Source organism: Frigoribacterium endophyticum, assembly GCF_011759585.1.
GTDB lineage: Bacteria > Actinomycetota > Actinomycetes > Actinomycetales > Microbacteriaceae > Frigoribacterium > Frigoribacterium endophyticum.
On the sequence record NZ_JAAOYV010000002.1, the window covers coordinates 1,012,911 to 1,038,131 of the forward strand.

The 25,221-nt window shown below is 74.6% G+C and carries 30 protein-coding genes; 15 read left to right on the plus strand and 15 right to left on the minus strand.

All coding sequences use genetic code 11. The annotated features are described in order from the left end of the window. Nucleotides 1-366 precede the first annotated feature (366 nt). The 3 genes from FHR77_RS12050 to FHR77_RS12060 all read right to left on the minus strand — a co-directional run bounded on the left by FHR77_RS12050 (nucleotide 367) and on the right by FHR77_RS12060 (nucleotide 3,039). Nucleotides 367-1,293: a hypothetical protein gene (locus FHR77_RS12050; protein WP_167260511.1), complete on the minus strand. Its 927-nt coding sequence runs from the start codon at nucleotides 1,291-1,293 to the stop codon at nucleotides 367-369. Between the two features lie 104 nt (nucleotides 1,294-1,397). Beyond that, entirely contained in the window at nucleotides 1,398-2,282 is an 885-nt protein-coding gene (locus FHR77_RS12055) for a hypothetical protein (protein WP_167260513.1), read from the minus strand. A gap of 55 nt (nucleotides 2,283-2,337) precedes the next feature. Then, nucleotides 2,338-3,039, minus strand: a complete 702-nt coding sequence (locus tag FHR77_RS12060) for a hypothetical protein (protein WP_167260515.1) — start codon at nucleotides 3,037-3,039, stop codon at nucleotides 2,338-2,340. 136 nt (nucleotides 3,040-3,175) lie between these two features. Here FHR77_RS12060 and FHR77_RS12065 point away from each other — a divergent pair, with 136 nt between their 5' ends. The 5 genes from FHR77_RS12065 (at nucleotide 3,176) to FHR77_RS12085 (ending at nucleotide 7,527) form a co-directional block, all read left to right on the plus strand. Next, nucleotides 3,176-3,619, plus strand: a complete 444-nt coding sequence (locus FHR77_RS12065; protein ID WP_167260517.1) for a hypothetical protein — start codon at nucleotides 3,176-3,178, stop codon at nucleotides 3,617-3,619. 72 nt (nucleotides 3,620-3,691) lie between these two features. Then, complete coding sequence (locus tag FHR77_RS12070; protein WP_167260519.1) at nucleotides 3,692-4,030, plus strand: DUF3140 domain-containing protein; 339 nt, start codon at nucleotides 3,692-3,694, stop codon at nucleotides 4,028-4,030. A 114-nt stretch (nucleotides 4,031-4,144) separates the two neighbouring features. Further along, nucleotides 4,145-5,275, plus strand: a complete 1,131-nt coding sequence (locus FHR77_RS12075) for an ATP-binding protein (protein WP_167260521.1) — start codon at nucleotides 4,145-4,147, stop codon at nucleotides 5,273-5,275. 54 nt (nucleotides 5,276-5,329) lie between these two features. After that, a complete protein-coding gene (locus FHR77_RS12080) occupies nucleotides 5,330-6,004 on the plus strand; it encodes an SDR family oxidoreductase (RefSeq protein WP_167260523.1) in 675 nt (224 codons plus the stop codon). A gap of 23 nt (nucleotides 6,005-6,027) precedes the next feature. Further along, nucleotides 6,028-7,527 (plus strand): glucose-6-phosphate dehydrogenase, encoded by a 1,500-nt coding sequence (locus FHR77_RS12085; protein ID WP_167260525.1) that lies wholly within the window; start codon nucleotides 6,028-6,030, stop codon nucleotides 7,525-7,527. Nucleotides 7,528-7,626: 99 nt separating this feature from the next. Here FHR77_RS12085 and FHR77_RS12090 read toward each other — a convergent pair whose 3' ends face one another. Then, entirely contained in the window at nucleotides 7,627-8,424 is a 798-nt protein-coding gene (locus FHR77_RS12090) for a transglutaminase-like domain-containing protein (RefSeq protein WP_167260527.1), read from the minus strand. A 168-nt stretch (nucleotides 8,425-8,592) separates the two neighbouring features. Between FHR77_RS12090 and FHR77_RS12095 the strand changes: the two genes are divergently transcribed. Beyond that, complete coding sequence (locus FHR77_RS12095; RefSeq protein WP_167260529.1) at nucleotides 8,593-8,940, plus strand: DUF7882 family protein; 348 nt, start codon at nucleotides 8,593-8,595, stop codon at nucleotides 8,938-8,940. An 87-nt stretch (nucleotides 8,941-9,027) separates the two neighbouring features. Next, nucleotides 9,028-9,324 (plus strand): hypothetical protein, encoded by a 297-nt coding sequence (locus tag FHR77_RS12100; RefSeq protein WP_167260531.1) that lies wholly within the window; start codon nucleotides 9,028-9,030, stop codon nucleotides 9,322-9,324. Nucleotides 9,325-9,407: 83 nt separating this feature from the next. On the opposite strand, the gene FHR77_RS12105 is transcribed toward FHR77_RS12100, so the two are convergent. Beyond that, the gene (locus FHR77_RS12105) at nucleotides 9,408-10,028 is read right to left on the minus strand and encodes a GNAT family N-acetyltransferase (protein ID WP_167260533.1); all 621 of its coding nucleotides are present in this window, start codon (nucleotides 10,026-10,028) and stop codon (nucleotides 9,408-9,410) included. Nucleotides 10,029-10,115: 87 nt separating this feature from the next. Here FHR77_RS12105 and FHR77_RS12110 point away from each other — a divergent pair, with 87 nt between their 5' ends. Then, nucleotides 10,116-10,400: a hypothetical protein gene (locus FHR77_RS12110; protein ID WP_167260535.1), complete on the plus strand. Its 285-nt coding sequence runs from the start codon at nucleotides 10,116-10,118 to the stop codon at nucleotides 10,398-10,400. A gap of 183 nt (nucleotides 10,401-10,583) precedes the next feature. Here the strand turns inward: FHR77_RS12110 and FHR77_RS12115 are convergent, their stop codons facing one another. The 4 genes from FHR77_RS12115 to hxlB all read right to left on the minus strand — a co-directional run bounded on the left by FHR77_RS12115 (nucleotide 10,584) and on the right by hxlB (nucleotide 13,517). Beyond that, a complete protein-coding gene (locus FHR77_RS12115; RefSeq protein WP_208380814.1) occupies nucleotides 10,584-11,486 on the minus strand; it encodes an aggregation-promoting factor C-terminal-like domain-containing protein in 903 nt (300 codons plus the stop codon). A 393-nt stretch (nucleotides 11,487-11,879) separates the two neighbouring features. After that, nucleotides 11,880-12,125 carry a DUF1653 domain-containing protein gene (locus FHR77_RS12120; protein ID WP_167260537.1) on the minus strand — a complete coding sequence of 82 codons (246 nt, stop codon included), beginning with the start codon at nucleotides 12,123-12,125 and terminating at the stop codon, nucleotides 11,880-11,882. 116 nt (nucleotides 12,126-12,241) lie between these two features. After that, on the minus strand, nucleotides 12,242-12,865 hold the full coding sequence (gene hxlA / locus FHR77_RS12125) for a 3-hexulose-6-phosphate synthase (RefSeq protein ID WP_167260538.1): 624 nt from the start codon (nucleotides 12,863-12,865) through the stop codon (nucleotides 12,242-12,244). Between the two features lie 52 nt (nucleotides 12,866-12,917). Beyond that, nucleotides 12,918-13,517: a 6-phospho-3-hexuloisomerase gene (hxlB, locus tag FHR77_RS12130; protein WP_167260540.1), complete on the minus strand. Its 600-nt coding sequence runs from the start codon at nucleotides 13,515-13,517 to the stop codon at nucleotides 12,918-12,920. A 102-nt stretch (nucleotides 13,518-13,619) separates the two neighbouring features. Here hxlB and FHR77_RS12135 point away from each other — a divergent pair, with 102 nt between their 5' ends. The 4 genes from FHR77_RS12135 to FHR77_RS12150 all read left to right on the plus strand — a co-directional run bounded on the left by FHR77_RS12135 (nucleotide 13,620) and on the right by FHR77_RS12150 (nucleotide 17,646). Then, nucleotides 13,620-14,450, plus strand: coding sequence for a LuxR C-terminal-related transcriptional regulator (locus tag FHR77_RS12135; RefSeq protein WP_167260542.1), 831 nt, complete (start codon nucleotides 13,620-13,622; stop codon nucleotides 14,448-14,450). 212 nt (nucleotides 14,451-14,662) lie between these two features. After that, nucleotides 14,663-15,718: a L,D-transpeptidase family protein gene (locus FHR77_RS16680; protein WP_167260544.1), complete on the plus strand. Its 1,056-nt coding sequence runs from the start codon at nucleotides 14,663-14,665 to the stop codon at nucleotides 15,716-15,718. 121 nt (nucleotides 15,719-15,839) lie between these two features. Next, the gene (locus FHR77_RS12145) at nucleotides 15,840-16,385 is read left to right on the plus strand and encodes an RNA polymerase sigma factor (protein ID WP_167260546.1); all 546 of its coding nucleotides are present in this window, start codon (nucleotides 15,840-15,842) and stop codon (nucleotides 16,383-16,385) included. Next, a complete protein-coding gene (locus tag FHR77_RS12150) occupies nucleotides 16,375-17,646 on the plus strand; it encodes a hypothetical protein (RefSeq protein ID WP_167260547.1) in 1,272 nt (423 codons plus the stop codon). The genes FHR77_RS12145 and FHR77_RS12150 overlap by 11 nt, the downstream gene beginning before the upstream one ends. 133 nt (nucleotides 17,647-17,779) lie before the next feature. Here FHR77_RS12150 and FHR77_RS12155 read toward each other — a convergent pair whose 3' ends face one another. After that, entirely contained in the window at nucleotides 17,780-19,156 is a 1,377-nt protein-coding gene (locus tag FHR77_RS12155; protein ID WP_167260549.1) for a carboxylesterase family protein, read from the minus strand. A gap of 58 nt (nucleotides 19,157-19,214) precedes the next feature. Between FHR77_RS12155 and FHR77_RS12160 the strand changes: the two genes are divergently transcribed. Continuing rightward, a complete protein-coding gene (locus tag FHR77_RS12160) occupies nucleotides 19,215-19,589 on the plus strand; it encodes a PH domain-containing protein (protein WP_167260551.1) in 375 nt (124 codons plus the stop codon). A gap of 209 nt (nucleotides 19,590-19,798) precedes the next feature. Then, nucleotides 19,799-20,062 carry a hypothetical protein gene (locus FHR77_RS12165; RefSeq protein WP_167260553.1) on the plus strand — a complete coding sequence of 88 codons (264 nt, stop codon included), beginning with the start codon at nucleotides 19,799-19,801 and terminating at the stop codon, nucleotides 20,060-20,062. Between the two features lie 407 nt (nucleotides 20,063-20,469). Here the strand turns inward: FHR77_RS12165 and FHR77_RS12170 are convergent, their stop codons facing one another. The 5 genes from FHR77_RS12170 to FHR77_RS12190 all read right to left on the minus strand — a co-directional run bounded on the left by FHR77_RS12170 (nucleotide 20,470) and on the right by FHR77_RS12190 (nucleotide 24,577). After that, nucleotides 20,470-21,060 (minus strand): DUF3618 domain-containing protein, encoded by a 591-nt coding sequence (locus FHR77_RS12170; RefSeq protein WP_167260555.1) that lies wholly within the window; start codon nucleotides 21,058-21,060, stop codon nucleotides 20,470-20,472. Beyond that, nucleotides 21,060-21,515, minus strand: coding sequence for a phage holin family protein (locus FHR77_RS12175; protein WP_424955983.1), 456 nt, complete (start codon nucleotides 21,513-21,515; stop codon nucleotides 21,060-21,062). The genes FHR77_RS12170 and FHR77_RS12175 overlap by 1 nt, the downstream gene beginning before the upstream one ends. Next, complete coding sequence (locus tag FHR77_RS12180) at nucleotides 21,512-22,369, minus strand: hypothetical protein (RefSeq protein WP_167260557.1); 858 nt, start codon at nucleotides 22,367-22,369, stop codon at nucleotides 21,512-21,514. Before FHR77_RS12180 ends, FHR77_RS12175 begins: the two co-directional genes overlap by 4 nt. A 277-nt stretch (nucleotides 22,370-22,646) precedes the next feature. Continuing rightward, on the minus strand, nucleotides 22,647-23,357 hold the full coding sequence (locus FHR77_RS12185) for a hypothetical protein (RefSeq protein ID WP_167260559.1): 711 nt from the start codon (nucleotides 23,355-23,357) through the stop codon (nucleotides 22,647-22,649). 155 nt (nucleotides 23,358-23,512) lie between these two features. Further along, complete coding sequence (locus FHR77_RS12190; protein WP_167260561.1) at nucleotides 23,513-24,577, minus strand: sodium:calcium antiporter; 1,065 nt, start codon at nucleotides 24,575-24,577, stop codon at nucleotides 23,513-23,515. A gap of 166 nt (nucleotides 24,578-24,743) precedes the next feature. Between FHR77_RS12190 and FHR77_RS12195 the strand changes: the two genes are divergently transcribed. Continuing rightward, entirely contained in the window at nucleotides 24,744-25,187 is a 444-nt protein-coding gene (locus tag FHR77_RS12195) for a hypothetical protein (RefSeq protein ID WP_167260563.1), read from the plus strand. The last annotated feature ends 34 nt before the right edge of the window (nucleotides 25,188-25,221 follow it).

Sequence of the window (25,221 nt, forward strand, 5' to 3'; positions counted from 1 at the left end):
GCGACGGCCCCGGGGCGGGGGCACGTCGGACGGCCGGTCGTGCTGGTCGTCCGTGGGGGCACCAGGGGGTGTCGGCCGGAGGGGTGGTCCGGCTGCAGGGTGGCCCGGTCGTCGTGTGGGCCTTTCGGGGGACCGCACGTCGACTTCGATGAACAGTACAGGGGCGTTCGGAGCACACTAGCCCCCCGGACGGGGGGCATGCCCCCCGTCCGGGTGCCGACTGCCCCGGGTTGCCGGGCCTGACGCCCGCTCCGCTCGCCCGGATTGTCACCCGTCCGGGTGACGACGTCACCCCCTGCGGTGTCCCCCGGGCGCACCGGCGCACCGGGCGCCTCGCCGCGCGGCGACGACAGGGTGACAGGTGCTTCAGGCGCCCGGGCCGGAGAGGCCGAACAGGGCGACCACCTCGTCGAGGTCGCGGCCCAGGACGAGGTCGAGCGGCCCGACGTCGCCGGCGTCCGCCAGCTGCGCGACGGCCGCGCCCGACGAGCCGTCAACGGCACGGGGTCTGCCCGCGACCGTCAGATCCACCGGCTCGGCCCCGGCGCGCACCGGCGCGTCAGGCAGCGGGTCGAGGCCGTCGGCGGCGCGCCGGTCGCCGGCGAGGGCCGCCAGCACCCAGCGTTCCGCGAGGCCGACCGGGCGCAGCGACGCGAGGGGCGACCGGTGCCCCCGGCCGAAGACGACCGTCATGGTGTCGCGGAGCTCGACATGCCAGGCGACGCCACCGACGTCGAACCGGCAGAGCTCGTCGGAGTGGAGGTCGACGACGGCCCCGAGGCGCTCCAGCGCCCGCACGGACGTCGGGCCCAGGAGGCGCGCGGTCGTCGAGGCCTCGCGCTCCCGACGCTCGCGCTCGAGCACCGCCCGGGCGGTCGGGGCGTACTCGGCGTCGAGCGCGTCCGGATCGAGCGGCGCGCCCTCGGCGAGGCGCGCGTGCAGCCACGCCGGGTCGAGCTGGCCGAGGTAGCGGAAGCGCACCTGGACGACCCCGGAGGGGTCCGGCGCGGTGAGGGGCCCGTCGGGGACGAGCAGGGCGACACCGTGGTCGACCGACCACACCGCGACGACGGTGCCGTCGACGACGGCCACCCACGACCAGCCCTGCGCGCGCACGTCGGGGCTGCTGCGCTCGACCACGTCGCTGACGAGCGACCCGGCCGGGACCCGCAGCTCGCGGCGGTGCGTCCGGGCGTCGTCGCCCATCGACACGCTCTCCCGGTCGACGACGACGACGAGCTCCGCGGGCACGTCGCTCGACGCCGCGCCGACGAGCCGCGACCAGATCCCCATGACCGTGACGCTACCGGGAGGTCGGTCCGGCCGCGCCCGGGGGGGCCTCCTGCCCGCGGGGGACGAGGCCCGGCGTGCGGTCGCCGTGTCCACGAGCGTGACGGCTACAGCGCGCTCGCCCAGCCGGCGAGGAACTCCGCGCCCGCCTCGTCGTGGATCAGCCCGGAGGCGCTCGTCAGCACGGCGTACGGCTTCTCGGGGACGCCGTCGGCCGGCCGCACGTCGACGTGGGCGACGGAGTGGCCGTGCTCGTGCAGCCAGTCGGCCATCGCGTAGTCGCTCCGCGAGTCGCCGACCGTGCGCCAGGCGAGCGGCGCGGGGCCGTCGAGGGCCAGCAGCTCGAGGGCTCGCTCCGCCCCCAGGTCCTTGCCGAGCCGCATGGACTCGATGTCGGTCGAGATGATCGTGGGGTCGACCCGCCACTGGACGGCGCCGGCGGCGTCGGGCCGCACGTCGTCGAGACGGCGCACCCCGGCGCCGCGGCGGGTCAGCGCCTCCATCGCCCACTCGTCGAACTCGCGCTGGCGGGCCAGGTAGGTGGCCGACTCGACGCTCGTCAGCTGCTCGATCGAGACCATCGCGCGCTTCGTCCGGTCGAAGAAGACGAGGTCGGCGTAGTCGCTCGCGACGAGCGCCTCCATCTCGTCGGCGAAGTCCGCGGGCATCGCGAGGCCCGGGTCGACCTGCACCTCGCTCATGCCCGTCGGTCCGTGCTCGGGCCCGATCGAGAACCACGACGCGCCCTTCTCGCAGACCGCGTGCACGCGGGCCCCCGCGGGGAGGCCGGCGGCGATCAGCTCGCCGACGACCTCGTCGCGGATGAAGGCGTCGGAGCGGCCCGTGTTGAACACGACGGGCGTGCCCGCCGCGGCGAGCACGACGAGGTCGCGCGTGATCTCGGGCAGCGCGATGCTGCGGGTGACGGGGCTGGCGATCGGCCCGTCGACGTCGAGGAGGAGACCGAGGGCGGGCTGCGGGGCGGCGTTCACCCGGTCATCTTCGCAGGCGCGGCGACCCGAGGAGTCGCGGGTCGGGTGACCGGGGTCAGGGAGCCGGGGTCAGCTCCGCCACCTGGGGCAGGAACTCGGCGAGCGCCACGCCCACGACGGCGACCGACACGGCGATGCTCACGACGGTCAGGACGAGGTAGACGACCATCGGCGCGACGCCCCGCCCGGTGCGGCGCTTGACCACGACGGCACGGCCGATGACGTAGACGACGCTGAGGAACGCCCACGGCCACGCGAAGGGGCGGTCGACGCCGCGGCGCTTCAGCGCACGCCAGTCGAAGAAGGCGAGCACGACGGTGAGGGCGTAGAGGCCCCAGCTGACGAGCTGGGCCAGGAGCATGCCGGGCGACGAGGGGGCCGCGGTGCTGCCGGCCTCGGCGAGGCGGAGGGTCTCGTCGAGGTACGACGAGATGTCGACGAACGCGAGGGTCAGCAGGCTGAGCAGCGGCGTGACGGCGATCGCCCACATGTACGGGGTCGACGGGTCGGCGTCGGTGCGCTGCGGGGCCGGCGGCCCGTAGGAGTTCGGCTGGCCCGTCCACGGCTGCTGGCCCTGGGCGGGCTGCTGGCCGTGGCTGGGCTGCTGGCCGTAGGCGGGCGGCTGGCCGTAGGCCGGCTGCTTACCGTAGGCGGGCTGCTCACCGTAGGCCGGCTGCTGGCCGGACGGGGGCTGCGGGCTGAGGCCCTTGCGGGGTTCGTCGCTGCCGGGCTGGCCCGGGTAGGAGGGGAAGGTCATCGTCGGTCCGTCCGGTCGGGGCGCAGGGTCGCTCCACTGTAGCGACGAGGCGACCACCGCCTCCTCGGCCACGCGACGGAGACGCAGCCCCTCCCGGAGTGGGAGGATGGTCGCTCCGGACCTGAGGAGGACTCCCGTGGCGTTGCTCCCCGAGCCTGTCATCGCGGCGCTCGACGCGTTCGCGGCCCCCGACCGCCGCGACGACCTGCGGTCGCTCGCCGCCGGCGACACCGACCCGTCGCCCGACCGCCTCGCGGCGCTCACCGAGTCGACCGACTGGGTCGACATGGCGGCCGCCCACAGCGTCGCCCCCTCCCTCGGCGACCCCGAGGGCCTCCGTCGCCTGCTGACCGCCATGGGGGCGGAGGGCCGCTGCGCCGTCCTCTCCTCTGCCGGCTCGGAGGACGACCGCGACCTCGGCGGCGCCCTCGACAGCGTGCTGCACCAGTCCGGCGGCGCCCTGGTGGTCTGCCGACCGGGGCCCCTCGCCTTCCTGATCACCGCCTCCGGCGAGCACTGGCTGCTCAGCGACCGCGAGGTGCCCCAGCTCACCGGCCCGATCCCCGTCGTCAAGCCGTAGCCGTCACCCATCCGGGTCGTCGACACGACACCCGGGGCGGACAGGCCGCCGCCACGGGTGCAGTGTCGGAGCATGGCTGATGACGACGACCGGCAGACGACCTGGGACGACTTCCACGACGACGTGACGATGACCGCGTCGGAGCTGGAGGCGTGGCTCGAGACCGACGAGTCGAAGGAGGTCGGGCAGCACTCCGAGCCCGGCGGCGAGTCGGTCGGGCACGAGAGCGGCCGGCACATCGTGCGGATCCTGCACACGAAGAAGGCCGACCTCACCGACGACGACTGGGCCCACATGGCCAAGGTGCACGGCTACGTCGCGCGGCACTCGAAACAACGCCCGGACGGCGACGTGACCGACACGAAGTGGCGCTGGTCGCTGATGAACTGGGGCAACGACCCCCTGGGGTGAGGCGGAGCCAGTCTTCCTCGGAGCCGAGATACCTTGCGATACCTTGACTCAGGTATCCACTCGTATCCGGAAGGGAAGTTCGTGTCTCAACCCAGTCCCTACACACCCGGCGAGGTGGCGCACTCCATCGTCGGACGAGCCGCGCAGTTGAGCTACTTCGACGAACGCATCCAGGTGATCACGCAGTTGCGACGGTTCGTCGCCCGCGTCAGGGTGGATCACGCCTCCCGCGGGCTGGGCAAGACGACCCTGCTGCGGCAGGCCGAGCGGCGGATGCGCGCAGCGGGCATGCGTACGGTCTGGGTCACGGCGGACCCGGAGGAGTCACTGGTCGCGAGTGTCCTGGGCAAGCTGGCCAGCACAGTCCCTCCTGGTTCGTCCCGCTGGGATGCTCTCAAGGCGTCCGTGGACTCAGCGAGCGTGTCGCTCGGCATCCCCAGCATCGTTGAGGCCTCGGTGACGATGAGCCCGCAACGGACTGCCCCCACGGCGGGCGCGGCCGAGTCGTTCAAGCAGGCGATCGTCGCGGCGACCGATGCCATCGAGGCCGACGGCGGCACGGGCCTGGCCGTCCTCGTCGACGAGATCCAGGCTGCCGACGCGAGTGGGCTCCGTGCCATCGCCTACGCATGGCAAGAGTTGGCTAGCGAGCGACCCAGCACGCCGGCAGGCTTGTTCGCAGTCGGCCTGCCGAACACGTCCGAAGTGATCGGGAGAGCGGTGACGTTCAGCGAGCGTTTCGACTATCGCCCTCTCCTCGGTCTGGCCGATGAGGAGGTGGAACTGGCTCTGGCCGGTCCCGCCTCGAGTGCCGGGGTCCGGTGGACGACCGACGCTCTGCAGCTGGCGGTCCGTGAATCGGAGGGATACCCGCACAAGGTGCAACTCCTCGGCGACGAAGCATGGAAGGCAGCCGGGTACCCACCCGCGGGAAGCGTCATTACGGAGTCGATGGTCACAGCTGCTCTCTCAGGGGTCGATGAACAGATGGCGGAGCTCTTCCGAGCCCGATGGAGGAGCGCGTCGCCCGCTGAGCGTGAGATGTTGCTCGCGATCGCTCGTCTGGGAGGCACCCGGGTGAAGCGAGAGGAGATCGCCGACGCGCTAGGGAAGTCGACGAGGAGCATCAGCAGCGCACGTGACCGCCTGATGCAGAAGGGCATCGTCGAAGCCTCGGAATTCGGCTTCCTGAGCTTCACCGCGCCGGGTTTTCGTGAGTACATCCTCAGGATCGAGGAGAACTAGCGCGGATCAGGTCGCGGCGGGCCCGGCGTCGGGGGCCCGCGGCAGACTGGCCGCATGAAGACCGCCCTCGTCACCGGATCCACCCGCGGCATCGGCCTCGCCGTCGCCCGCGACCTCTCCCGAGACCACCACGTCGTCGTGCACGGCCGTGACGAGGAGGCGGTGCGCGCGGTCGTCGCGACGCTCCCGTCGGCCTCGGCCTGGGTCGCCGACCTCTCGGGCCCGGCCTTCGCCGCCCCCGAGCTCGACCGCCTCGACGTCGTGGTGCACGCCGCCGGCGTGATCGGCGGCGACACCGTCGACTCGACGACGCGCGACGACTGGCGCCGCGTCTTCGAGGTCAACGTCTTCGCCGTCGCCGAGCTGACCCGGCAGCTGCTGCCCCCGCTCCGGGCCGCCGAGGGCACGGTCGTCGCGATCAACAGCGGCTCCGGCTTCACGGCCGGCACCGGGGGCGGCACCTACGCCGCGAGCAAGTTCGCCCTGCGCGCCCTCACCGACGCCCTCCGCGAGGAGGAGCGCCCGCACGGCGTGCGCGTCAGCTCGGTGCACCCGGGCCGCGTCGACACCGACATGCAGCGCGAGCTCGTCGAGAAGGAGGGCGGGCGCTACGACACCGGGCTCTACCTCGAGCCGCAGTCCGTCGCCGACGCGGTGCGGCTCGTCGTCGACCTGCCGCACGGCGCCACCGCCGAGGTGGTGTCGGTGCGGCCGACGCGCCGCGCCTGACCCGGCGGTCTAGCGTGCACGACATGACGACTGCGAACACCGAGACGGCCGCCAAGGCCGGCTCGTCGGCCCACGGCCCCGTGACCCTGCTGATCCTGGGGGCGAGCGGAGACCTCGCCTCGCGCCTCCTCATGCCCGGCCTCGGCGGGCTGCTCGCCCACGAGCCCCAGCGTCGCGTGCAGCTGATCGGCGCCGGCGTCGAGGAGTACACCGCCGAGGAGTGGACCCAGCGCGTGCGCGACTCGTTCGCGTCGGTCGACGCCTCGGGCCCCGCCGTCGACGCCCTGCTCGAGTCGACGCGGTACGTCACGGCCGACGTGACCGGCGCCGAGGGGCTGCGCACGCTCGTCGAGGCCTGCGACTCGCCGCCCTCGATCTACTTCGCCCTGCCGCCGGCGATCACCGAGAAGGCCTGCGCGGCGCTGCGGGAGGTCGACCTGCCCGACGGCACGGCCCTCGCCCTCGAGAAGCCGTTCGGCACCGACCTGGCCTCGGCGAAGGCGCTCAACCGCTCGGTGCTGAAGCTCGTGCCCGAGGACCAGGTGCACCGCGTCGACCACTTCCTCGGCCGGTCGACCGTGCTCAACCTGCTCGGGCTCCGCTTCGCGAACCGCCTCATCGAGCCGATGCTCAACAACCAGCACGTCGAGAGCGTCGAGATCGTCTACGACGAGGAGCTCGCACTCGAGAACCGCGCCCGCTACTACGACCACGCCGGCGCGATGGTCGACATGATCCAGAGCCACCTGCTGCAGGTGATGGCCGTGCTGACGATGAACGCGCCCGCGACCCTCACCGCCGCCGACCTCCGCGACGAGAAGGAGCTCGTGCTGCGCGCCACCCGCATCTGGCAGGACGACGCGACGCGCCACACCCGCCGGGCCCGCTACGGCGCCGGCTCGGTCGACGGCCGCGAGCTGCCGGCGTACGCCGACGAGCAGGGCGTCGACCCGTCGCTCGAGACCGAGACGCTCGCCGAGGTCGTCGTCGAGGTGCAGAACTGGCGCTGGGCCGGCGTGCCGATCCTGCTCCGCTCGGGCAAGGCGCTGGCCTCGCGCCGCCGCGAGATCGTCATCACCTTCCGCCCGCCGGCCCACGTGCCGCGCGAGTTCGTCGGCGGCGGCGAGCCCGACCGCCTGCGCATCGCGATCAGCCCCGACGAGATGTCGCTCGAGCTGAACGTGAACGGGCCGGGCGACGCGTACGACCTCTCCCGCGCCTCCCTCAAGGCCGTCTTCGGCGCGTCGGACCTGACGGCCTACGGCGAGGTGCTCGAGGGCATCCTCGACGACGACCCGACGCTGTCGGTGCGCGGCGACTCCGCCGAGGAGGGCTGGCGCATCCTGACGCCGGTCGTGCAGGCCTGGTCGAGCGGGGCCGTGGCCCTCGACGAGTACCCGGCGGGATCGGCCGGGCCGTCGTCGTGGCCCGCCGGGCCCCTGCAGGACGAGCCCGCCGAGCGCTCCGAGGAGGGCGCCGAGCTCGCCCACGACGCCGACGACCCGCAGGCCGGGCGCGACTGAGCCGGCGGCCCGGCCGGTCGACGGCCCCGGCCCGTCGGCGGTCCGGTACACGGACGCTGCCGCTGACGATCTGAGGGAGTCGCGGGTCGGCCGCCGCGCTCAGCCGAGCGTCACGAAGGCGGTGACGTCGTCGCGCGGCAGCTCGTCCGCGACAGCGGTGACCGTCATCGACCGCAGCCCCACGTACGCGCCGTAGCTCGAGAGGAACGCGGTGTCGCTCGCGTCGCGCCCGGTCGCGATGCGCACGAGCGTCTGCCGCGGGGCGAGGGCCGTCGCGTCGACGACGTGCCAGGCCCCGTCGACCCACGCCTCGGCGACGGCGTGGAAGTCCATCGGCGCGAGGCCTGGCGCGTAGACCGACACGAGCCGGGCGGGCACGTCGAGCGCCCGCAGCAGGGCGACGACGAGGTGCGCGTAGTCGCGGCAGACGCCCCGCCGATCGAGCAGCGTCTGGACGGCGCCGTCGGTCGGGGCGCTCGCGCCCGGGACGTACGCCAGCTGGGCGCCCACCCACGAGCTCACCGCGGCCAGGAGCCCGCGCCCCACGAGGCCTCGGAACTCGGCGCGGGCGGTCGGGGCGAGGGTGTCCGACTCGCAGTAGCGGCTCGGCCGCCGGTAGCGCACGAGGTCGATCTCGTCGCGCTCGGGGGCGTCGGCGTGGCCGGTCACGGTGGCCCGGTAGTCGACGACGACCGTGCCGGGGCCCACCTCGCAGAGGTGCAGTCGCGTGCCGTGGCGGTCGTCGACCTCGCGGACGTCGACGGGCTCGCCGTCGAGCGTGACGGCGAGCTGCTCGTCGAGCTCCGTGCCCGGCAGGCGCGCGGCGGCGATCGAGAGGACGAGCTCGGCGGGGCCCGCCACGTCGAGGTCGAGGTGGGCGGTGGCGGTTCGGCGCATGCGCCGATGATGCCAGGCCCCGGGGTCGGGCACGTGTCGGCCCCGTCACGGGCTCGTGACACGGCGTCGGAGGCACTAGCGCGGGGGTCTCGACGGTGTCAAGGGGTCGGGACCGGAGCCGTCCATGCCCGGGCGGGCATCTACCGTAGTGAGCTGAGGAGGAGCACGTTGGGGACACTGTTCTACGGGTCGGACCGGACGGCCGTCGACATCGACGACCGGACGCTCGCGCACCTCCAGCTCGCCGTCGTCGCGAAGCTGCGTCGGCACGAGAGCTTCTCCCTCACCTGGCGCGACAGCGACGGCTCGGGCCAGGGGCGCCACGTGCTCTGGGTGCACGAGTCGATCCCGCTCCGCTTCGTCTACGCCGGCAGCCGCATGGCCGCGATCAACCGCGCGTGGGTCGACGCGATGCTCGCGACGGCGACCACGACCACGGGCATGCGCGTCGTCCCCGAGCCTCCGCTCGGCAGCGGGGCCGTCGCCGCCGGGGACGCGGCCTCCGCGCTGGGCTGACCCGCGCCTCCCGGGGGCCCCGGTGCCGGTGCCGGTGACCGACATCCTGGCGGCACGGCTGTCAGGGGTCGGCGGTTGGATCGGGGCATGCCCTCGTACCGCGTCGCCCTCTCCGTGGGCACCCTGCGCCCCGGTTCCCGCCCCGACGAGCTGCTGCCCCGCGCCGCCGACGCCGCGGCCGAGCTGACGACGGTGGAGGCGCGCGACATCGTGCTGAGCCGCGGCGAGCCCCAGCTCGTCGTGCGCTACACCTCGCCCGACGACGACGTCGCGGTGGCCGTCGGCGCCGTGGTCGAGGCGACGGTCGGCGAGCTCGCCGACGTCCTCAGTGGCCGGGTGCTGCGCCGCGACGGCGGGGCCTGGACGCTGGTCGCGGCCGTCTGACGCGGGCTGGTCGGCGCGGGCTGGTGGGTGCGAGCTGGTCGGCGCGGGCCTAGCCTGCGGGAGGCGCGGTGCGGGCTCCGGTCCTAGCCCACGCCGGGCGCGGGGCGGGCCGGGCGGACGAGCCGGCGCTCCCACGCGCCGGTCGGCACGTCGAGCTTGCGCGTGCCGTCGGCGACGAACCCGTGCCGGGCGTAGAACGCGAGTGCCCGCGCGTTGCGCTCGAAGGCCCAGAGGTACGCGGCCCCGTCGCCGAGCGCCTCCTGCAGGAGGGCGTCGGCGAGGCCGCTGCCGCGGTGCGCGGCACCGACGTAGAGGGTCGTCAGCTCGACGAGGTCCAGGTCGAACGGGTCGTGGCGGAGGTCGCCGTGCGCCCAGCTGACGACGCCGGCCACCTCGCCGCGCGCGTCGGCGCCCGACGCGTGGCCCGCGGCGTCGGGCACCCGCGCGACCACCACGTGCCGCGCCGGCGAGGCGATGCGCAGGCCCCACGAGGCCACCCGCTCGGGCACGCCCACGGCCGCGAGGTAGGCCGGGTCGACGACGTCACGGTAGGCCTCCCGCCACGTCTCGGTCTGGAACACGGCGACGTCGTGCACGTCGGCGGCGCTGGCTGTCCACAGCGTCCAGGGCCGCGGCTCGGGCCGCGCGGCGGGTCGCGCCGTGCGACGCGCCTCGGCGGCGTCGCGGGGCTCCGGCGGGGTCATGCGCCCATCCTGCCCAGGGTGACGCGACGGTGTCCGGGTGACCCGCGCCTCCTCGACCTCTCCCCGTCGGGTGCGTAGGCTCGGCGCATGAGGGGACAGGCGAGGGTCGCGACCGTGCTGCTGACGGCGGCGCTCGGCGCTGTCGTGCTCGCCGGCTGCGGCGACGACGAGCCGGTCGTCGAGGTGACGCCGAGCCCCGTCAGCCCCACCGCGACTCCGGAGCCCGCGACGCCCGAGCCCACGCCCGCGCCGACCGTGACCGTGCCCGCCTCCCCCGGCGACGGCGCGTCGGAGCCCGGACCGGCCCCGACCTCGCTCGTGCCCGTGCCGCGCGAGGAGGACGAGTTCAAGACCATCCCCCCGCAGACCTGAGGGTCGAGGCCGGGCGGGCGGGTGCGACCGGGACGGGCCGTCACGGTCGCCCGGCGGGGTCGCACTCGCCCGCCGATACCTGAACAACGGGCGGGCGCCGGGCAGGACGACGACGGCGGGGCGCCTCCCGAGGGAGTCGCCCCGCCGTGAGCGGGTCAGGCGATGCCGATCAGCCGGCGCCGATCAGTACCAGTTGACCGACTGGCTGTGGCCCCAGGCGCTGCACGGGGTGCCGTACGCGCGCTTGATGTAGTCGAGGCCCCAGGCGACCTGCGTCGAGGCGTTGGTCGCCCAGTCGCTGCCGGCGGTGGCCATCTTGCTGCCCGGCAGGGCCTGCGGGATCCCGGTCGCGCCGCTGGGGTTGTAGGCCTGATAGTTCCAGCCGGACTCCTTGGTCCAGAGGTTCACGAGGCAGCCGTACTGGTCGCTGCCCCAGCCGTACTTCGACGAGGCGAGGGACTGCGCGGTGGCCTTGGCGCCGGCGGGCGTGTTCTGCGCGGCGAGGGCCGCGGCGGCGTCGGCAGCGGCCTTCGCGGCGGCGGCGGCCTGCGCCTCGGCCTCCGCCTGGGCGGCGGCCGCAGCGGCGGCAGCGGCCGCAGCGGCGGCCTGGCGGTCGGCCTCGGCGGCGGCGGACTGCACGGTGCGGGCGCTGTCGACGGTCGCGGCGACCCGGTCGGCGAGCGTGTCGGCGTCGAGCGACTCGTAGTCGGCCAGGGAGGCGACGCTGGTCTGCAGGGCCGACGCGTCGACCTTGCCCTGCGACGACGCGACGACCTGCGACGCGGCGTCCATCGTGGCCTTCGCCTGCGCGTCGGCGAGGGCGGACGCGATGGCGTCCTCCTGCCTCTCGGTCTCGGCGGCGTGGGCGGCGGCGACGGCCTCGGCCGACGGCGCACGGTTCACGAGGGCGAAGCCGGAGCCAGCCACGAGGGCGACCGCGGCGATCGAGCCGACGGCGACGGTGCGCCGACGGGCGGTGCGACGCCGGGCGGAGGCGAGCTCGCGGCGGGTGGGGGCGGCCGCGGCGGGGGCCGTCGGCCTCGTGCCCTCGGCGGGCACGGTGGCGCTGGTGTTCTCGGGGGTCATGTCGTCCAATGCTCGGCCGACCCGCGCCTCCGGAGGGGGTCCGGGTGCTCCTCGAGGGAGCGGGCACGCGTCACGCGGGGGCGATCACCGCGCTGGCGGTGTCGGACGGTCCCTCCGGATCTCGGGGCACGGCGTCTCCGGCCTGCGGGGGCAGGCTCCCGGGGTTCGGGCGAGACGGCGCGAGGACGCGTCAGCGTGATGGGGTCGGTGTCGGTGGTGCGGCAGGGCTCGGGGCCCGGTCCTTCGTCCGCGCTCCCGCGGGGGACAGGGCGTACGCGCAGACGAAGCCTCGAGCATGCACGCCCGGCCTGAACGGGACCGACCGGGTTCCTGGCAAATCCCTGTGCGCTCTCGACCTCGCTGCACATGCCCAGGTCGGAATGTGCGGGCAGCTCAGTGCAGGCGGGTGAACCGGGGGCCGTCGTGGTCGCCCCGGGTCACGTGCGCGACGAAGTCGGTGAGGGGGCGCACCCAGAACGAGTAGTCGTCGTAGAGCTTGCGGTAGAAGACCAGGGGCTCCTCGGTCTCGCTGTGCCGGCCGGTGCCCACGACCTCGTAGAGGGCGCCCTTGAAGTGGCGGTAGATGCCGGGCTCGGGAGGCGCGGGCAGGGTCGCAGGGGCGGGCGTCGGCTCGGTCATGCGCCCAGGCTAGGACGCCTCCGGCCCGCGACGCACCACGTCCTCGCACGGGAACCACGCCGCGGCGTGGCTCCTCGGCGAGGACGTGGTTCGTCAGCGAGGAGGCGGTGGTGCCGTTACTTGATCGCGGCGCGGATCTCGGCGGCGGCACCGGCGACGTCGTCGGCCGAGTAGATCGCGGCGCCGGCGACGGCGACCTGCGCGCCGGCGTCCTGCACGGAGCCGACCGTGGCGGCCTTGACGCCGCCGGCGACCGAGAACGGCACGCCCGAGGCGCGGCCGGCCTCGAGCAGCTTCTCGAAGGTGAAGCCCTCCTCGGCCTGCTCGTCGAGGCCGGCGTGCATCTCGACGAACTCGGCGCCGAGCGCGACGACCTCCTTGGCACGGGCGGCCTTGTCGCTGACGCCGATCAGGTCGACGACGATGCCCTTGCCGTGCGCCTTCGCGGCCTTGACCGCACCCGCGATGGTGCTGTCGCCGGCGACGCCGAGCACGGTGACCAGGTCGGCACCGGCCTTGAAGGCCTCGTCGGCCTCGAGCTCGCCAGCGTCCATCGTCTTGAGGTCGGCGAACACGATCTTGTCGGGGTGCGCCTCCTTGATGGCGGTGATGGCGCGGAAGCCCTCCGCCTTGATCAGCGGGGTGCCGAGCTCGATGATATCGACGCTCGGGGCGGCGGCGGCCGCCAGCTCGAGGGCGGCGTCGGTGGTCAGGGTGTCCATGGCGAACTGCAGCTTCATGTGGTGCTCCTTCTGTGGTGGGGTGAGGGGGTGTCGAGGAGGCGCGGTGCGGCTACTCGAGGTTGGCGTGGCGGGGCCACATGTCGTCGGCGCTCTGGCCCGACCGCTGCCAGAGGGCGTGGAACAGCGCGTCGCCGACCAGCACGACGACCTGCTCGAAGAGGCCGCCGGCGTACTGCGCCGAGGCGGCCCCCGAGCGGTCGAGCTTGTCGGCGGCGGGCACGATCAGCACGGCCGTGGCGACCTCGGCCAGGGGCGACGAGTCGTCGGTGGTGACCGCGGCGACGCGGGCCCCGGCGTCGACGGCCGACCGGGCCGCGCCGACGATGCCGCCGGTGGTGCCCGAGCCGCTCGCCGTGAGCAGCACGTCGCCCTCGCCGATCGCCGGCGCGGTCACCTCGCCCACGACGTGGACGGTGAGGCCCAGGTGCATGAGGCGCATGGCCGTCATGCGGAGCGCAAGGCCCGAGCGGCCGGCTCCGTGCACGAAGACGCGGCGCGCCCCCGAGAGCAGGTCGGCGACGGCGGCGAGGCCGTCGGGGTCGGTGTCGACGACGGCACGGACGGCCCGGTCGACCTCGGCGCGCACGAGGTCGAGCGCGACGGAGGGGACGGCGGCGTCGGGGTGGTCGGCGGTGTCTGCGGGAGGCATGGCTCCTGGTCTACGCGCACCGCGCCTCCCCGGGGCCGTCCGTCCGGTGGGGGCGACCTGCCCGAACGGGTAGGTCGAGGAGGCGCGGGTAGGGTCGGGCGGGTGACCGACCACGACCTTCCGCTGCCCTCGCCCGCCAGCCGGGCCCTCGTCGTCGAGCACGCCCGGGCCGTGTCGGACCTCGTCGACCGGCAGGCCCTCACGCTCGAGTCGCTGCTCGCGACGCTCCGCTCGACCCGGCTCGACGACCGCGCCGCCCGGACGCTCGCGACCGAGATCGCGGCCTCGGCCATGGTCGAGATCCGCACCGAGACCGACCAGCAGCGCTCGCTGCTGCTCGAGCCGGTGGTCGGGGCCTTCGCGCGACTCCGGAACGACCTGCGGCCCCTCGTGCGGTTCGGCGACCTCGACGTGCAGTTCGTCGAGCCGCCCGCGACCGGCCGGGCCCTGCCCGGCGAGGTGGCCCACGCCGCGCGCGCCATCGTGCGGAGCGCGGTGCTCGCCCTCGTCGACTCCGGGCGGTCGAGCCGGGTACGGATCCAGTGGGACTGCGACGGGCTCAACCTGCTGATCGGGATCCGCGACGACGGGGCCGGCGAGCTGACGGTGCACGACGACTCGCTGCGGCCGATCGCCGAGCGGGTCGCGGCGCTCGACGGCTCGCTCGACGTGGCGTCGACGCCGGGGTGGGGCAGCGACGTCGCCGTGACGCTGCCGCTCGACCCGCCCGCGGAGCCGGGCAGCCTCGACGAGTCGGTCGCGCTCAGCCCGCGCGAGCGCGAGGTGCTGCGGCTCGTCGCGTCCGGGGCGCGCAACCGGTCGATCGCCCAGGCGCTCGGCATCAGCGAGAACACGGTGAAGTTCCACGTCTCGAACCTGCTGCGGAAGGCCGGGGCCGCGACCCGAGCCGAGCTGACCGCGCTCGCCCGGTAGGGGGGCTGGCGGCGCCCCGGCTCCGGTCGGCCCGCCCCCGCTCCCGCACCAGCCCCACCCCACCCCAGCCCACCCCAAGCTCCCGGTCTCTCTCTCAAATTTGAGAGCGATCCGCGCCGGAGGAGCGCAGGGACGAGGGAGTCGCGGGTCGAGATCACAGATCACTCTCGTTCTGCCCGGAGCGGCCCCTCGCCGGGCAGACTGGACACACTGTGGACGAGACACCGGACGCGACGCCCCCCGCCCCGCACGGCCCCGACCGGCCGGCGGACGTCGGCACGCCCGCGGCCGCGGCCGCCGCCGCCCCCGCCGCCGACGCCGGCACCGACGCCGCACCCCGCCGCCGCCTCCCGCGCCGCACCGCCCTCCTCGCCGGCGCCGCCGCGCTGGCCCTCGTCGCCGCGGGCACCGTCGCCGTCGCCGTGACCCGCGGCGAGCCCGCCGCCGCGCCGACCTCCGCGCCCGTCGCCGCGCCGACGCCCAGCCCGAGCCCCACCGCCACCGCCGCGCCGGCCCCGGCGGCCGTGCCCGCGCCTCCCTCGCCCGAGGCCCTGGCCGCGCTCCCGCTCGCGTTCTTCGACGCGGTCGTGCCCGAGCTGCTCGACGGCGGCGACCTCACGCCGACCAACCAGTGGACGATCGCGACCCCGCGAGCCGCGCTCGTCGCCCTCTACGCGAGCCCCTCCGCCGACGCGGCCCCGGTCGCGACGTTCGGCGCCACCGTCCCGACGCTGAACCGGCCCGCCGCCACCGCGGTCTGGGGCACGAGCCCGGGCCTCGACGGCGGCATGGTGCTCGTGGCGACGCCCGCCCGCAACGCCACCCCCGGCGACGGCGGGGTCGCCGCCGCCCCGAGCGCGACGTTCGCCTGGGCACGGGCGGCGGACTTCACGCTCAGCCCCGCGACGCAGTCGGTGCTCGTCGACAACGCCAGCTCGGTGATCTCGGTGCTCGGCCAGGACGGCGCCGTCTCGGCGCAGGAGGTCGCCCGTCTCGGCTCCCCCGACGACCCGACGCCGGCCGGCACGGCCACCTACATGGAGGCCAACTACGTCGACCCGAGCATCGGCTACACGCAGGGCCAGCCGATCGCGCTGACCGGCGCGCACTCGCCGCTGCTGGCGGGCTACGGCGGCAACTCCGCGCTGACAGCGATCCACTACTACCCCGACCCCACCGGCTCCTCGCACGGGTGCGTCCGGGTGTCGGCGGCGATGACGCAGGCGCTGGCGACGCTGCCCGTGGGCACGCCGATCCAGTTCACCTGACCGCGGGAGGCGCGGGCGGGGCCGGGCGCGCACCGCGCCTCCCCCAGGGCCTGCTGAAGAGATCTGCACGAGTTCGTCAGGATCCGTCCTGCGGCGACATTCCTAGGTGAGGGGGGTGGACATGGACCTGACGACGGAGAGCGACTCCGATCTCGTACGACGCACGGCGACGGGCGACCGGCACGCGCTGTCGACGATCTTCGACCGCTACGCGCCGGCCGTGACCCGGTACGCGTGGGCGCTGGTCGACAGCCGCATGGACGTCGAGGAGGTCGTGCAGGACACGCTCGTCACGATGTGGCGGCGGTCGGCCGAGATCGTGCTGCACGACGGGTCGCTGCTGCCCTGGCTGCTCGTCGCGTGCCGCAACCACGCGATGAACCTCCGTCGCAAGCGGGTCCGCGACTCCGCCGACGAGCTGCCGCTCGACCTCGCCGACCTCGACCAGGAGGACGCGGCCGAGGCGCGGGAGCGGCTCCGCTGGGTGCGCGCCGAGATCGACGCCCTCAGCCCCCTCGACCAGCAGGTCATCGAGCTGTGCCTCATCGAGGGACGCTCCTACGCCGAGGCCGCGAAGGCCCTCGGCATCAGCGTCGGCTCCCTCACCCAACGGGTGAGCCGGAGCCGCGCCCGACTCAGGAAGGCGGTGACGAACGATGGACGTTGAGCCCCCCGTCGGTGACGACCTGAACCGCATGCTCGTCTCGATGAAGCAGCAGGTGCTGCAGCGAGCGGCGACCGAGCCCCCCGCCAAGCCCCGCCCGTGGGCCCGCCGGCACCTCGGCCTCACCCTCGGCCTCGTGGCCCTGCTCGGCATCGGCGGCGCCTCGGGCGCCCTGGCGCTCGTGCTGCCCTCGCCGTTCGAGGCGGCCGCGCCGGCCTCGCCGACGAGCACGCCGGAGCCCTCGGCGACGCCGCGCGCGACGGCGACCCCGACCTTCACGCCGACGGCGCCCGAGCAGGACCCGGTGCCGCGGCCCGCGTACGACGTGGACTGCGCGACGCTCGGCGACCAGATCGGTGTCGGCCAGCTGGTCGAGGACTCGGCGCCCCTCACCTGGGGCCCCGAGCACTTCGACGTGACGAACGCGGCCTACCTCCAGGCGGGTGCCCTCACCTGCTCGTGGACTCCCGAGGGCTACCCCTACGCGGAGTACCGCGTCGGGGTGACCGTCTCCCCCGCGGGGGACCGTGGTCGGGAGTGGATCTCCGGGCTCCGCGAGTCGGGCCTGGCGAGCCTCGGCGAGGGCGACGTCTCGGCGGTCACCTGCCCGGAGGGCACGATCTTCTGCAACACGTCGGTCGTGGCGGGCCCGTGGTGGATCGAGACCACGAACTACGCCCGACCGGACGCCGTTACCGGGGAGAGGGAGACCCTCACCCCGGACACGATCCGCCCCGTCGTGCAGGCGCTCCTCTCGGAGCTCGCCACGGTCACGCCGCCCCGCCCCTGGCTGGTGCCCGACGGCGCCTGGCAGGTGTCGGGCTGCGAGGCCCTGCCCACCCCGGCCGTGATGAGCGAGGCCGTCGGCGGTGTCACGTACGAGGCACCGCGCGACCTGCTCGAGGAAGCCCCCCTGACCGGGATCCGGACCACGCAGCTGAAGGAAGGCCAGTGCGCGTGGCAGTCCAGCCCTCCGCCGGGCGAGAGCCAGGTGCTCAGCGACATCTCGGTCGGCTGGATCAGCGGGGGCGGCTGGGCCCCGGGCACGGCCACGACGCCCGGCACGCCGGTGCAGGTCGAGGGAGCCGACCGGGCCAGCGTCCAGTGCTACGAGGAGGAGGGCGCGTCGTGCTGGGTGGACGTCGTCGTCGGTGACAGCTGGATCCGTCTCCAGGGCAGCGTCTTCTCCGAGTACTCCGAGGACGACGCACGGCGCCTCATCCCCGCCGCGGAGGCGATCATCGCCGCGGGCACGCGCGGCTGACGAGACCCGGCTCGGCGCGGGGGCGCCGGGCCGTGGTCGGCCGCCGGGGGGCGGTCGGCCCGGGGTCGGGGGCCGGTGCGGGGGCACCGGTCCACGACCTCGTCACACGGGATGCGCGGGAGGCCGCTGCAGGTCAGCTCCGGAAGAGGCGGATCGTCCCCTGCAGCCCGGCCCCCGCGTCCGCCGCGACCGTGCCGGTGCGGGCGAAGTCGGCCCAGATCTGGCGCACCCGCCGCCCGCGGCGGTCGACGTCGGCCCAGTCGGCGTCGCCGACGAGCATCGTGTGCCCCCAGGTGTCGACGCCGCCGAGCAGCAGCGGCACGTCGGTCACGTGCGCGGCGCCGAAGACGGCCCCCTCCGGGGCCCAGGTGAGCTCGTAGCGGACGGCCCGGCCGCCGGCCGCCCGGTGCCGCGCCGCGAATGCCCGGGCGTCGCGCCCGTAGATCGCGTGGGTGGTCGCGCCGACGAGCAGGCGCCGGAACGCCCGCCCGACCACCGGCAGCCCGGCCAGGCGCTCCAGCGCCGGCACGAACGCGAAGAACAGGCCCGTCTCCTCGCTGGTCGACCCGATCAGCAGGTCGACGTCGGGCGCGACCTCGCGCCACGCGGCCTCCCGGTCGGCCTCGGCGGGCAGGGGCGCCTGGCCGTACTGCAGCCCGAACGCCATGCCCCCGCGGAGGCCGAACCGGCGGGCGGCCTTCTCGGCCGCGGCCTGGAGGGCGAGCACCTGCGCGACGGGGGCGTTCCGGGGCGGGGTGCCCACCGCCTCCACCATGGCTCGGTTCATGCGCGACCGGCCGCGGGTTATGCCGAGCGGCGCGCTCTGCACGATGGCGCGGCGGAACAGGCCGCGGGCGCCCTCGCTGATCATCAGGTGGGCGACCGAGTCGCCGCCCGCCGACTGGCCGAAGAGCGTCACGCGGTCGGGGTCGCCGCCGAACGCCGCGACGTTCTCGTGCACCCAGCGCACGGCGGCCACTTGGTCGAGCAGCCCGAGGTTGGCGGGCACCGAGGCACCGTCGCCGTAGAAGCCCAGCATGCCGAGGCGGTAGGTCACCGTGACGACGACGACGCGCTGCTCGGCCACGAGCGCCCGCGGGTCGTAGACGCCGAGGTCGCCGGCGCCCGTGACGTACGAGCCGCCGTGGATCCACACCATCACCGGCAGCGACTCCCCCGGCTCGAGGTCGGCGGGCAGCGTGATCGACAGCGCCTGGCACTGCTCAGAGTCGACCATGCCGTCGCTCGCGCCCTCGATCAGGGCGCTGAGCGTGCGCGACGAGAGCTGCGGCGACGCGGGCGCCCGCGAGAACGCCTCGTAGGGCACGGCCCGGCCGTCGGCGTCGACCGCAGGAGTCGCGGGTCGGGGAGCCTCGAAGCGCTCGGCCTCCGCGTACGGCACGCCGAGCACCCGCACCACGTCGCCATCGACGAAGCCCACGACGGGCCCGCTCGGCGGGGCGAAGGAGCGGGTCTCACGGAGGGCTCGGGGCTGGGTCGGCGCGGTCACCGCCCCACGCTAGTCGCGCCTCCCCGGGGCCGGGCTCCGCGCTCGGTAGCGTGCGGGCATGATCGACTTCTCGTCCAGCTCCGTGTTCAAGCTCAGCCACATCGACCCGGCGGAGGTGCGCCCGCAGATCGAGGGGCTGCTCCTCGAGGGCGAGGTGCTCCTCGTCGCCGCCAAGACGATCCGCGACTTCGTCGTCTTCACCGACAAGCGCGTCATCGCGGTCGACGTGCAGGGCATCTCGGGCAAGAAGCGCGACTTCACCTCGCTGCCGTACTCGAAGATCCAGGCGTTCTCGGTCGAGACGGCCGGCACCTTCGACCTCGACGCCGAGCTGACGCTGTGGTTCAGCGGGCTGGGCATGGTCCACTTCGAGTTCCGCGGGGCCTTCGACGTGACCTACCTCGCCAAGCTCATCGGCTCGAAGGTGCTCTGACCCGCTCGTCTCGCCCCGGCCCCGGGGCCCGGGCTGGCCCTCGTGCGATCACGGGACAGCGCGGGTTCCTGGGGTCTCGCTGTGCAGTCGCGCCGTTGTCTTGAATGATTCAAAACTATGGTTAGAGTAGAGGCAACGCCGACGGTGACGAGGAACGCCACCCGACCCGACGGTGCCGCCTCGCCGCCCCGCACGCCGAGGAGGCCCCCATGAGCACGAACCACACCCGCACCGCCGCCCCCGCCCAGCCCTTCCCGCTGGGTGGCCAGTACACCAGCACCGCTCGCCGCGACGAGCCGGTCGGCAGCTACGTGACGTCGACCCGCAGCGCCGAGCGCCTCGTCGGGTCGTACGTCTCCCCGTCGGTGCCTCGCACGTCGCTCGGCCGCTACGTCCGCGCCCAGTTGGGCCGCCTGGCCACCCACACCTCGACGATCCGGACCCAGACCGGGTCGATCGTCCTCGGCCGCTAGCCGAGCCCCAGACCGGCACCGCTCCCCCCGGCGGTGCCCCGGCGGCGTCGTCCCCCCGACGCTGCCTGACGCCCTGCCTCGCGACGTGCTCACGCTTCCCGCGAGGCAGGGCGTCGCTGCGTCCGCGCGCCCCGATCGAGGTGACCCGATCCGGGCCTCGCGACCCTGCAGGGGCCCAGGAGGAGTCACCCCGTGCGTCGCGGCGTCGGGCGACCTGCTCGTGCGCTGCGTGACCGTCGTCGAGGTGACCCGATCCGGGCCCGGCGCGCACGCGGGGGCCCAGGACGCGTCACCTCGCTGCGGCGACACGCGCCGCGCGCCACGCACGCGGACGAGGTGGCCCGCCCCGCTCCCTCCACCGTGGTGGGGAGGGCGGGGCGGGCCACCTCGGCGGTGTGCCCGGGTCGCTACGCGCCCTGGACCGTGTCCTTCGACTGCTGGGCGCTGTCCTTCACGTCACCCGCGGCCGACCGGGCCTCGTCCTTGACGGTGCCCGCCGCCTCCTGCGCGGTGTCCTTGACGCTGGCGAACGCCTCCTGCGCCGGCTCCTTCAGGTTCTGCGCGACGTCCTGCGCGGCGCCCTTGACGGCGTCGACGGCGGGGCCGGCCTGCTCCTTCGCCTGGGCGACGAGCTCCTGCTCCTTGTCGGAGGCGGGGATCAGCGACGACACGAGCCAGCCCGCGCCGAAGGCGATCAGGCCGACGGCGAGCGGGTTGCCCTTCGCCTTCTGGACGCCCTGCTGCACGGTGTCCTTCGTGGAGTCGACGGCGCCCGACGCGGCGCCCGAGACGCTGCTCGAGCCGTGGTGCGCGGTGCCCATGACGGACTCCTTGACGCTGCTGAACTTGCCCTTGACCTTGTCGGTCTGGCGGTGGGCGATGCTCGTCGGGTTCACCTTGTCGGCGAGGGCGTCGACGTCGTAGCCGAGGCCGGCACGGGTGCGCTCGATCTCGGCCCGGATCTGCTCCGGGGTCTTGTTCTCGTTGGCGGTGCTCATCAGTGGCCTCCAGGCTTCACGGTCTCGGGGATCTTCTTGAGGGAGTCGGCCGTCTTCGGTGCTCCCGTGATGTCCTTGACTTCCTTGCGTCCGCGCGTGAACAGCACGAGCGCGACGACGGCGTAGACGACGGCGATGATCAGCGACGACCAGCCCACGCCGATCAGCTCGCCGAGGCCCCACATCGCGGCCAGCGACAGGAAGAGCAGGGCGAACAGGCCGGTCAGCCCTGCGCCGCCGAACATGCCGGCGCCCTTGCCCGCCTTCTTCGCCGACTCGGTCAGCTCCGCCTTGGCGAGGTCGACCTCCTGGCGGAAGAGGGTGGAGATGTCGCTCGTGACGCTGCCGAGGAGGTCGCCCAGCGACGTCGTCGCCGCGCGGTCCTCCGGGTCCGGCACGCCGGGGGTGGGCCCGCCGGCGGGCACGCCGCCGCCGGGGAAGGTGGCGTCGGTCACGGGCGCGTCGCCCCCTCGCCCGGGAAGGTGCCCGGGGTGCTGGAGCTCGTGGTCGTGCCGAAGCCGGGCACGTCGCCCTCGGTGACGACGTCGTACTCGCCCGCGACGGGGCCGGTGATCGTGGCGTCGCCCGTGGGGGGCGCGGTGCGGCTCGTCACGCCCGCGGGCGTCGTCGAGGCGGTGCCGGTGCCGGTCGAGCTCGCGTCGCTCGCGTGCTCGCTCTTCGCCTCGGCGGTGAGCGCCTTGACGACGCGTCCGGCGAAGAGGCCGGAGACGGCGGCGATCGCGATGAAGGTGCCGGGCTTGCGCGCGGCGTAGTGCTTGACGTCGTCGAGCAGGGTGCCGGGGTCGCGGCCCTCGAGCCAGCTGGCGACGCCGTGGGCGCGGCCGCTGAGGTTGCGGACGAGGTCCTGCGCGAGCCCGGTGTCGCTCGAGTCGGCCATGGAGGTCAGCTGCTGGCTGACGGCGTGGAGGCCCTCGGCCGCCTTCTGCTGCTGTGCGCCGGCCTGGTCCTTCAGCTCGGCGGTGGCCTGGCCGAAGAGCTGCTTCGCCTGGCCGGACGCCTCGGAGGCGACCTTGCCGGCCTGCTCCTTCGTGGTGCCCGCGACCTGCTGCGCGGAGTCCGCCGCGTCGCCGGCGACGGCCTTCGCCGCGTCGGCCTTGCCGGAGCCCGACGAGTCGGAAGAGCCGGAGCCCGTGCCGGTCGTGGTGGTGCCCGGGGCGGACGTGCCCGCGACGACGGAGTCGAACGGGTCGCCCTGACCGGTGACGTCGCCCAGGGACGACGTCGAACCGGCCGCCTGGTCGTACAGGGGGGCCGACGGGGTGCCGTCGGTGTGGTCAGTGTCGCTCATGTCGAGACCTCTCGGGATGGTCGGTCGGCCGCGGGGGGAGCGGCCGCTCTGTGGTTGCGGCCACTCTCGACCGGCCGCTCCCGCACGGCGCCCGGGTTGGGCCTGAGGGGTACATCCCGTCTCAAACGTGCTTGACAGCCCGACTCGACACCGTTCGCGAACCTCGTCCGCGCACGCGGAAGAGCCCCGCTGCGCGGTGCGCAGCGGGGCTCTTCCGGGAACCACCGGTCGGGTCGTCGACCGGGTGGGGTGCGTCGCCGGAGGGCGACGGCGGGTGCTACTTGGTGGCGACGGTGATCTTCGCGACTCCGACGAGCATCTCGTCCTGGACGGCGTCGGTCTTGAAGGTCTGGTTCAGCAGCGCGGCCGCGTCGGGGCTGATGTGCACCGTCGTGCCCTCGAGGATCGCGTTGTCGCCCTCGGTCTGCAGGGGCTTCAGCGAGCCGCCGTAGAGGTTGAACAGGTAGGCGTCCTCGGCGGCGACGGTGCCGTTGGCGGTGACGGTGCCGTAGAGCTTCGACTCGCCCGGGTCGATCCGGAAGTCGGTGAGCTCGACGACGGTGCCGTCGGCGGCGGTCAGCGACAGGCCGGAGCCGTCGTGGTCGATCTCGCCCTGGACGTAGGGGCGGACGTCGCTGGCGGGGTCGTAGTAGTCGACGTTGCCGCCCGTGATCGGGAAGGAGAACGTGCCGGTGGCGGAGTCGAAGCCGGCGGTGCCGACGACGCCCGGGGTCAGGCCGAGGCTCGTGAGGGCCTCGACGAAGGACGCGTCGACGGTGACCTGCGTGTCGACGCCCTTGCTCAGGTCGGGCAGCGACGCCAGCGGCGTGGCCTCGGCCGTGGGCTCCGCGGCGGCGGAGGACGAGCTCGACGAGCCGGCGTCGGACGAGGTGTCGTCCATCGAGCAGGCGGCGAGCGAGAAGACGAGTGCGCCGGAGGCGACGAGGCCGAGGGCGGTCTTGGTGATGGTCTTGCGCGTGATGGTCACGATGCAGCTCCTTGTCTGTGGTTCCCGGTGGGGATGACAAGGGTTCGCCGCCCCTCCCGAGATCGACTGGTCTCGTTACCCGACCGTGACCTGCGGGCCTGCACCGCGACTCCCGCCGGCCCGTGCCGAGGCAGCGCCGGGGCCGTCCGCGGCCGTCAGCTCGCGATGGCGAACAGCCCCCCGAGCCCCACGAGGTACAGCACGAGCACCACGAGCGAGTCGACGCCCATGCCCGCGATCCGCCGCCGGGGGCGGAAGAGCAGCCCCACCACGTAGACCAGCGTCAGCAGGGCCGCGAGCGCCGTCAGGTAGATGTCGGAGGCCTGCGCGGCGGGCAGCACCGCCTCGCCCGAGATGAGCGTCGCGACGAGGAAGAGCACGGGCAGGAAGGCGTTGCCGCCGAAGATGTCGCTCATCGCGAGGTTGTCGTCGCCCTGACGCACGGCCTGCAGGCCGGTCGAGATCTCGGGCAGCGACGTGGCGAGCGCCAGCACGGTCGCGCCGAAGAGCACCCCCGACAGCCCCAGCTGCGACGACGCCGCGTCGCCCGCCCGCTCGAGCACGACGCCGGCGGCGAGCGTCGCGAGGGCCGACACGGCGAAGACGACGGATGCGCGGGTCGTGCTCATGCGGGAGTGCGGCTCGGCGGGCTTCCGACGTCGGTGCCCCGTCGTGTGGGGCGACGCGTCGGGGGCCCGGCCCTCCTCGTGCCAGGGCAGCCCCTTCCCGGCGCGCTGCACCAGCAGCAGCCCGACCACCCAGAGGACGGCGATCAGCACCACGTCGGGCGTGAGCCGCAGCAGCACGAGCCCGTCGGGCAGCTGGCTGCCGGCCACGACGACCGTGAGCACGGCGACCACGACGACCGCCTCGAGCACGAGCGTGAGCGACGCGGCCCGGTAGGTGAGGGGCGCGACCCCCTTCCCCCGGCGGCCGAAGACGTCGAGCACCACGAGCACCACGGTCTGGATCGCGATGCCGCCGAGGATGTTGCCGACCGCGACCGACACGTCGCCCGACAGCGCCGCGCTGACCGTGATCGCGATCTCGGGGAGGTTGGTCGCGACGGCCAGCACGATGAGCCCGCCGAGCGCGCTGCCGATGTGCAGCCGGTCGTCGAGCACGTCGGTCGTCTTCGAGAGCTGGATGCCGGCGACCCAGGTCACGGCCGCCGCGGCGACGAAGATCACGATCAGGAGCCAGAGGGGGAGGGAGTCCACACGGCGAGGCAACTCCTCCCGACGGGCCGTGTCCGGCTCCGGGCCGCGGAGATCCGCCGTCGTCCGGGAGCGGGGCGCGGCCGCCCCCACTAGCACCCGGGGAGGCGCGGTGCCCGATCCCGAGGGAGGGCTCGACCCGCCGCCGGGGCCGGTCTAGGCAGGAGGCATGTCGTGCACTCCTCGTCCGTGCCGGGCCGCCCCGGCCGCCCCGGTCGCTCGGCGCCCGCGCTCGGTGGCCCTCGTCGCCGTCGCGCTCGTGATCGCCGGGCTCGCGTCCGGCTGCGCGGGCCCGTCCGACGGCCCCCGCGAGGTCGGTGAGGGCTTCGCCGCCGCCGTGGCCGACGGCCGGCTCGAGGACGCGTGCGCGCTGTTGACCCCGGCGGCGCGCGACGACCTCGGCGACGACTGCGCCGCCTCCCTCGGGGGCCTCGACGTCGCGCCGCCCGGGCCCGTCACCGGCGTCGAGACCTACGGCCGGGCCGCGCTCGTCCGCTACGACGACACCGTCGCCTTCCTCGCCCGGACGGGCTCGACCTGGCAGGTGCGCGCCGCCGACTGCAGCCCGCCCGCCGAGGCCGCGCCGGCCGACTGCACCGTGGCGGGCGGCTGACGTGAAGCCGCTGTTCGCGACCTACCTCGGCGGG

What these genes read in the sequence shown, in the direction of transcription:
- FHR77_RS12050 (WP_167260511.1), bottom strand. Translation starts at nt 1,293, where the DNA reads ATGGGGATCTGGTCGCGGCTCGTCGGCGCGGCGTCGAGCGACGTGCCC.
- FHR77_RS12115 (WP_208380814.1), bottom strand. Translation starts at nt 11,486, where the DNA reads ATGACCCCCGAGAACACCAGCGCCACCGTGCCCGCCGAGGGCACGAGG.
- FHR77_RS12110 (WP_167260535.1), top strand. Translation starts at nt 10,116, where the DNA reads ATGAGGGGACAGGCGAGGGTCGCGACCGTGCTGCTGACGGCGGCGCTC.
- FHR77_RS12195 (WP_167260563.1), top strand. Translation starts at nt 24,744, where the DNA reads ATGTCGTGCACTCCTCGTCCGTGCCGGGCCGCCCCGGCCGCCCCGGTC.
- FHR77_RS12060 (WP_167260515.1), bottom strand. Translation starts at nt 3,039, where the DNA reads ATGACCTTCCCCTCCTACCCGGGCCAGCCCGGCAGCGACGAACCCCGC.
- FHR77_RS12150 (WP_167260547.1), top strand. Translation starts at nt 16,375, where the DNA reads ATGGACGTTGAGCCCCCCGTCGGTGACGACCTGAACCGCATGCTCGTC.
- hxlA (WP_167260538.1), bottom strand. Translation starts at nt 12,865, where the DNA reads ATGAAGCTGCAGTTCGCCATGGACACCCTGACCACCGACGCCGCCCTC.
- hxlB (WP_167260540.1), bottom strand. Translation starts at nt 13,517, where the DNA reads ATGCCTCCCGCAGACACCGCCGACCACCCCGACGCCGCCGTCCCCTCC.
- FHR77_RS12170 (WP_167260555.1), bottom strand. Translation starts at nt 21,060, where the DNA reads ATGAGCACCGCCAACGAGAACAAGACCCCGGAGCAGATCCGGGCCGAG.
- FHR77_RS12100 (WP_167260531.1), top strand. Translation starts at nt 9,028, where the DNA reads ATGCCCTCGTACCGCGTCGCCCTCTCCGTGGGCACCCTGCGCCCCGGT.
- FHR77_RS12160 (WP_167260551.1), top strand. Translation starts at nt 19,215, where the DNA reads ATGATCGACTTCTCGTCCAGCTCCGTGTTCAAGCTCAGCCACATCGAC.
- FHR77_RS12165 (WP_167260553.1), top strand. Translation starts at nt 19,799, where the DNA reads ATGAGCACGAACCACACCCGCACCGCCGCCCCCGCCCAGCCCTTCCCG.
- FHR77_RS12080 (WP_167260523.1), top strand. Translation starts at nt 5,330, where the DNA reads ATGAAGACCGCCCTCGTCACCGGATCCACCCGCGGCATCGGCCTCGCC.
- FHR77_RS12090 (WP_167260527.1), bottom strand. Translation starts at nt 8,424, where the DNA reads ATGCGCCGAACCGCCACCGCCCACCTCGACCTCGACGTGGCGGGCCCC.
- FHR77_RS12145 (WP_167260546.1), top strand. Translation starts at nt 15,840, where the DNA reads ATGGACCTGACGACGGAGAGCGACTCCGATCTCGTACGACGCACGGCG.
- FHR77_RS12085 (WP_167260525.1), top strand. Translation starts at nt 6,028, where the DNA reads ATGACGACTGCGAACACCGAGACGGCCGCCAAGGCCGGCTCGTCGGCC.
- FHR77_RS12120 (WP_167260537.1), bottom strand. Translation starts at nt 12,125, where the DNA reads ATGACCGAGCCGACGCCCGCCCCTGCGACCCTGCCCGCGCCTCCCGAG.
- FHR77_RS12180 (WP_167260557.1), bottom strand. Translation starts at nt 22,369, where the DNA reads ATGAGCGACACTGACCACACCGACGGCACCCCGTCGGCCCCCCTGTAC.
- FHR77_RS12070 (WP_167260519.1), top strand. Translation starts at nt 3,692, where the DNA reads ATGGCTGATGACGACGACCGGCAGACGACCTGGGACGACTTCCACGAC.
- FHR77_RS12105 (WP_167260533.1), bottom strand. Translation starts at nt 10,028, where the DNA reads ATGACCCCGCCGGAGCCCCGCGACGCCGCCGAGGCGCGTCGCACGGCG.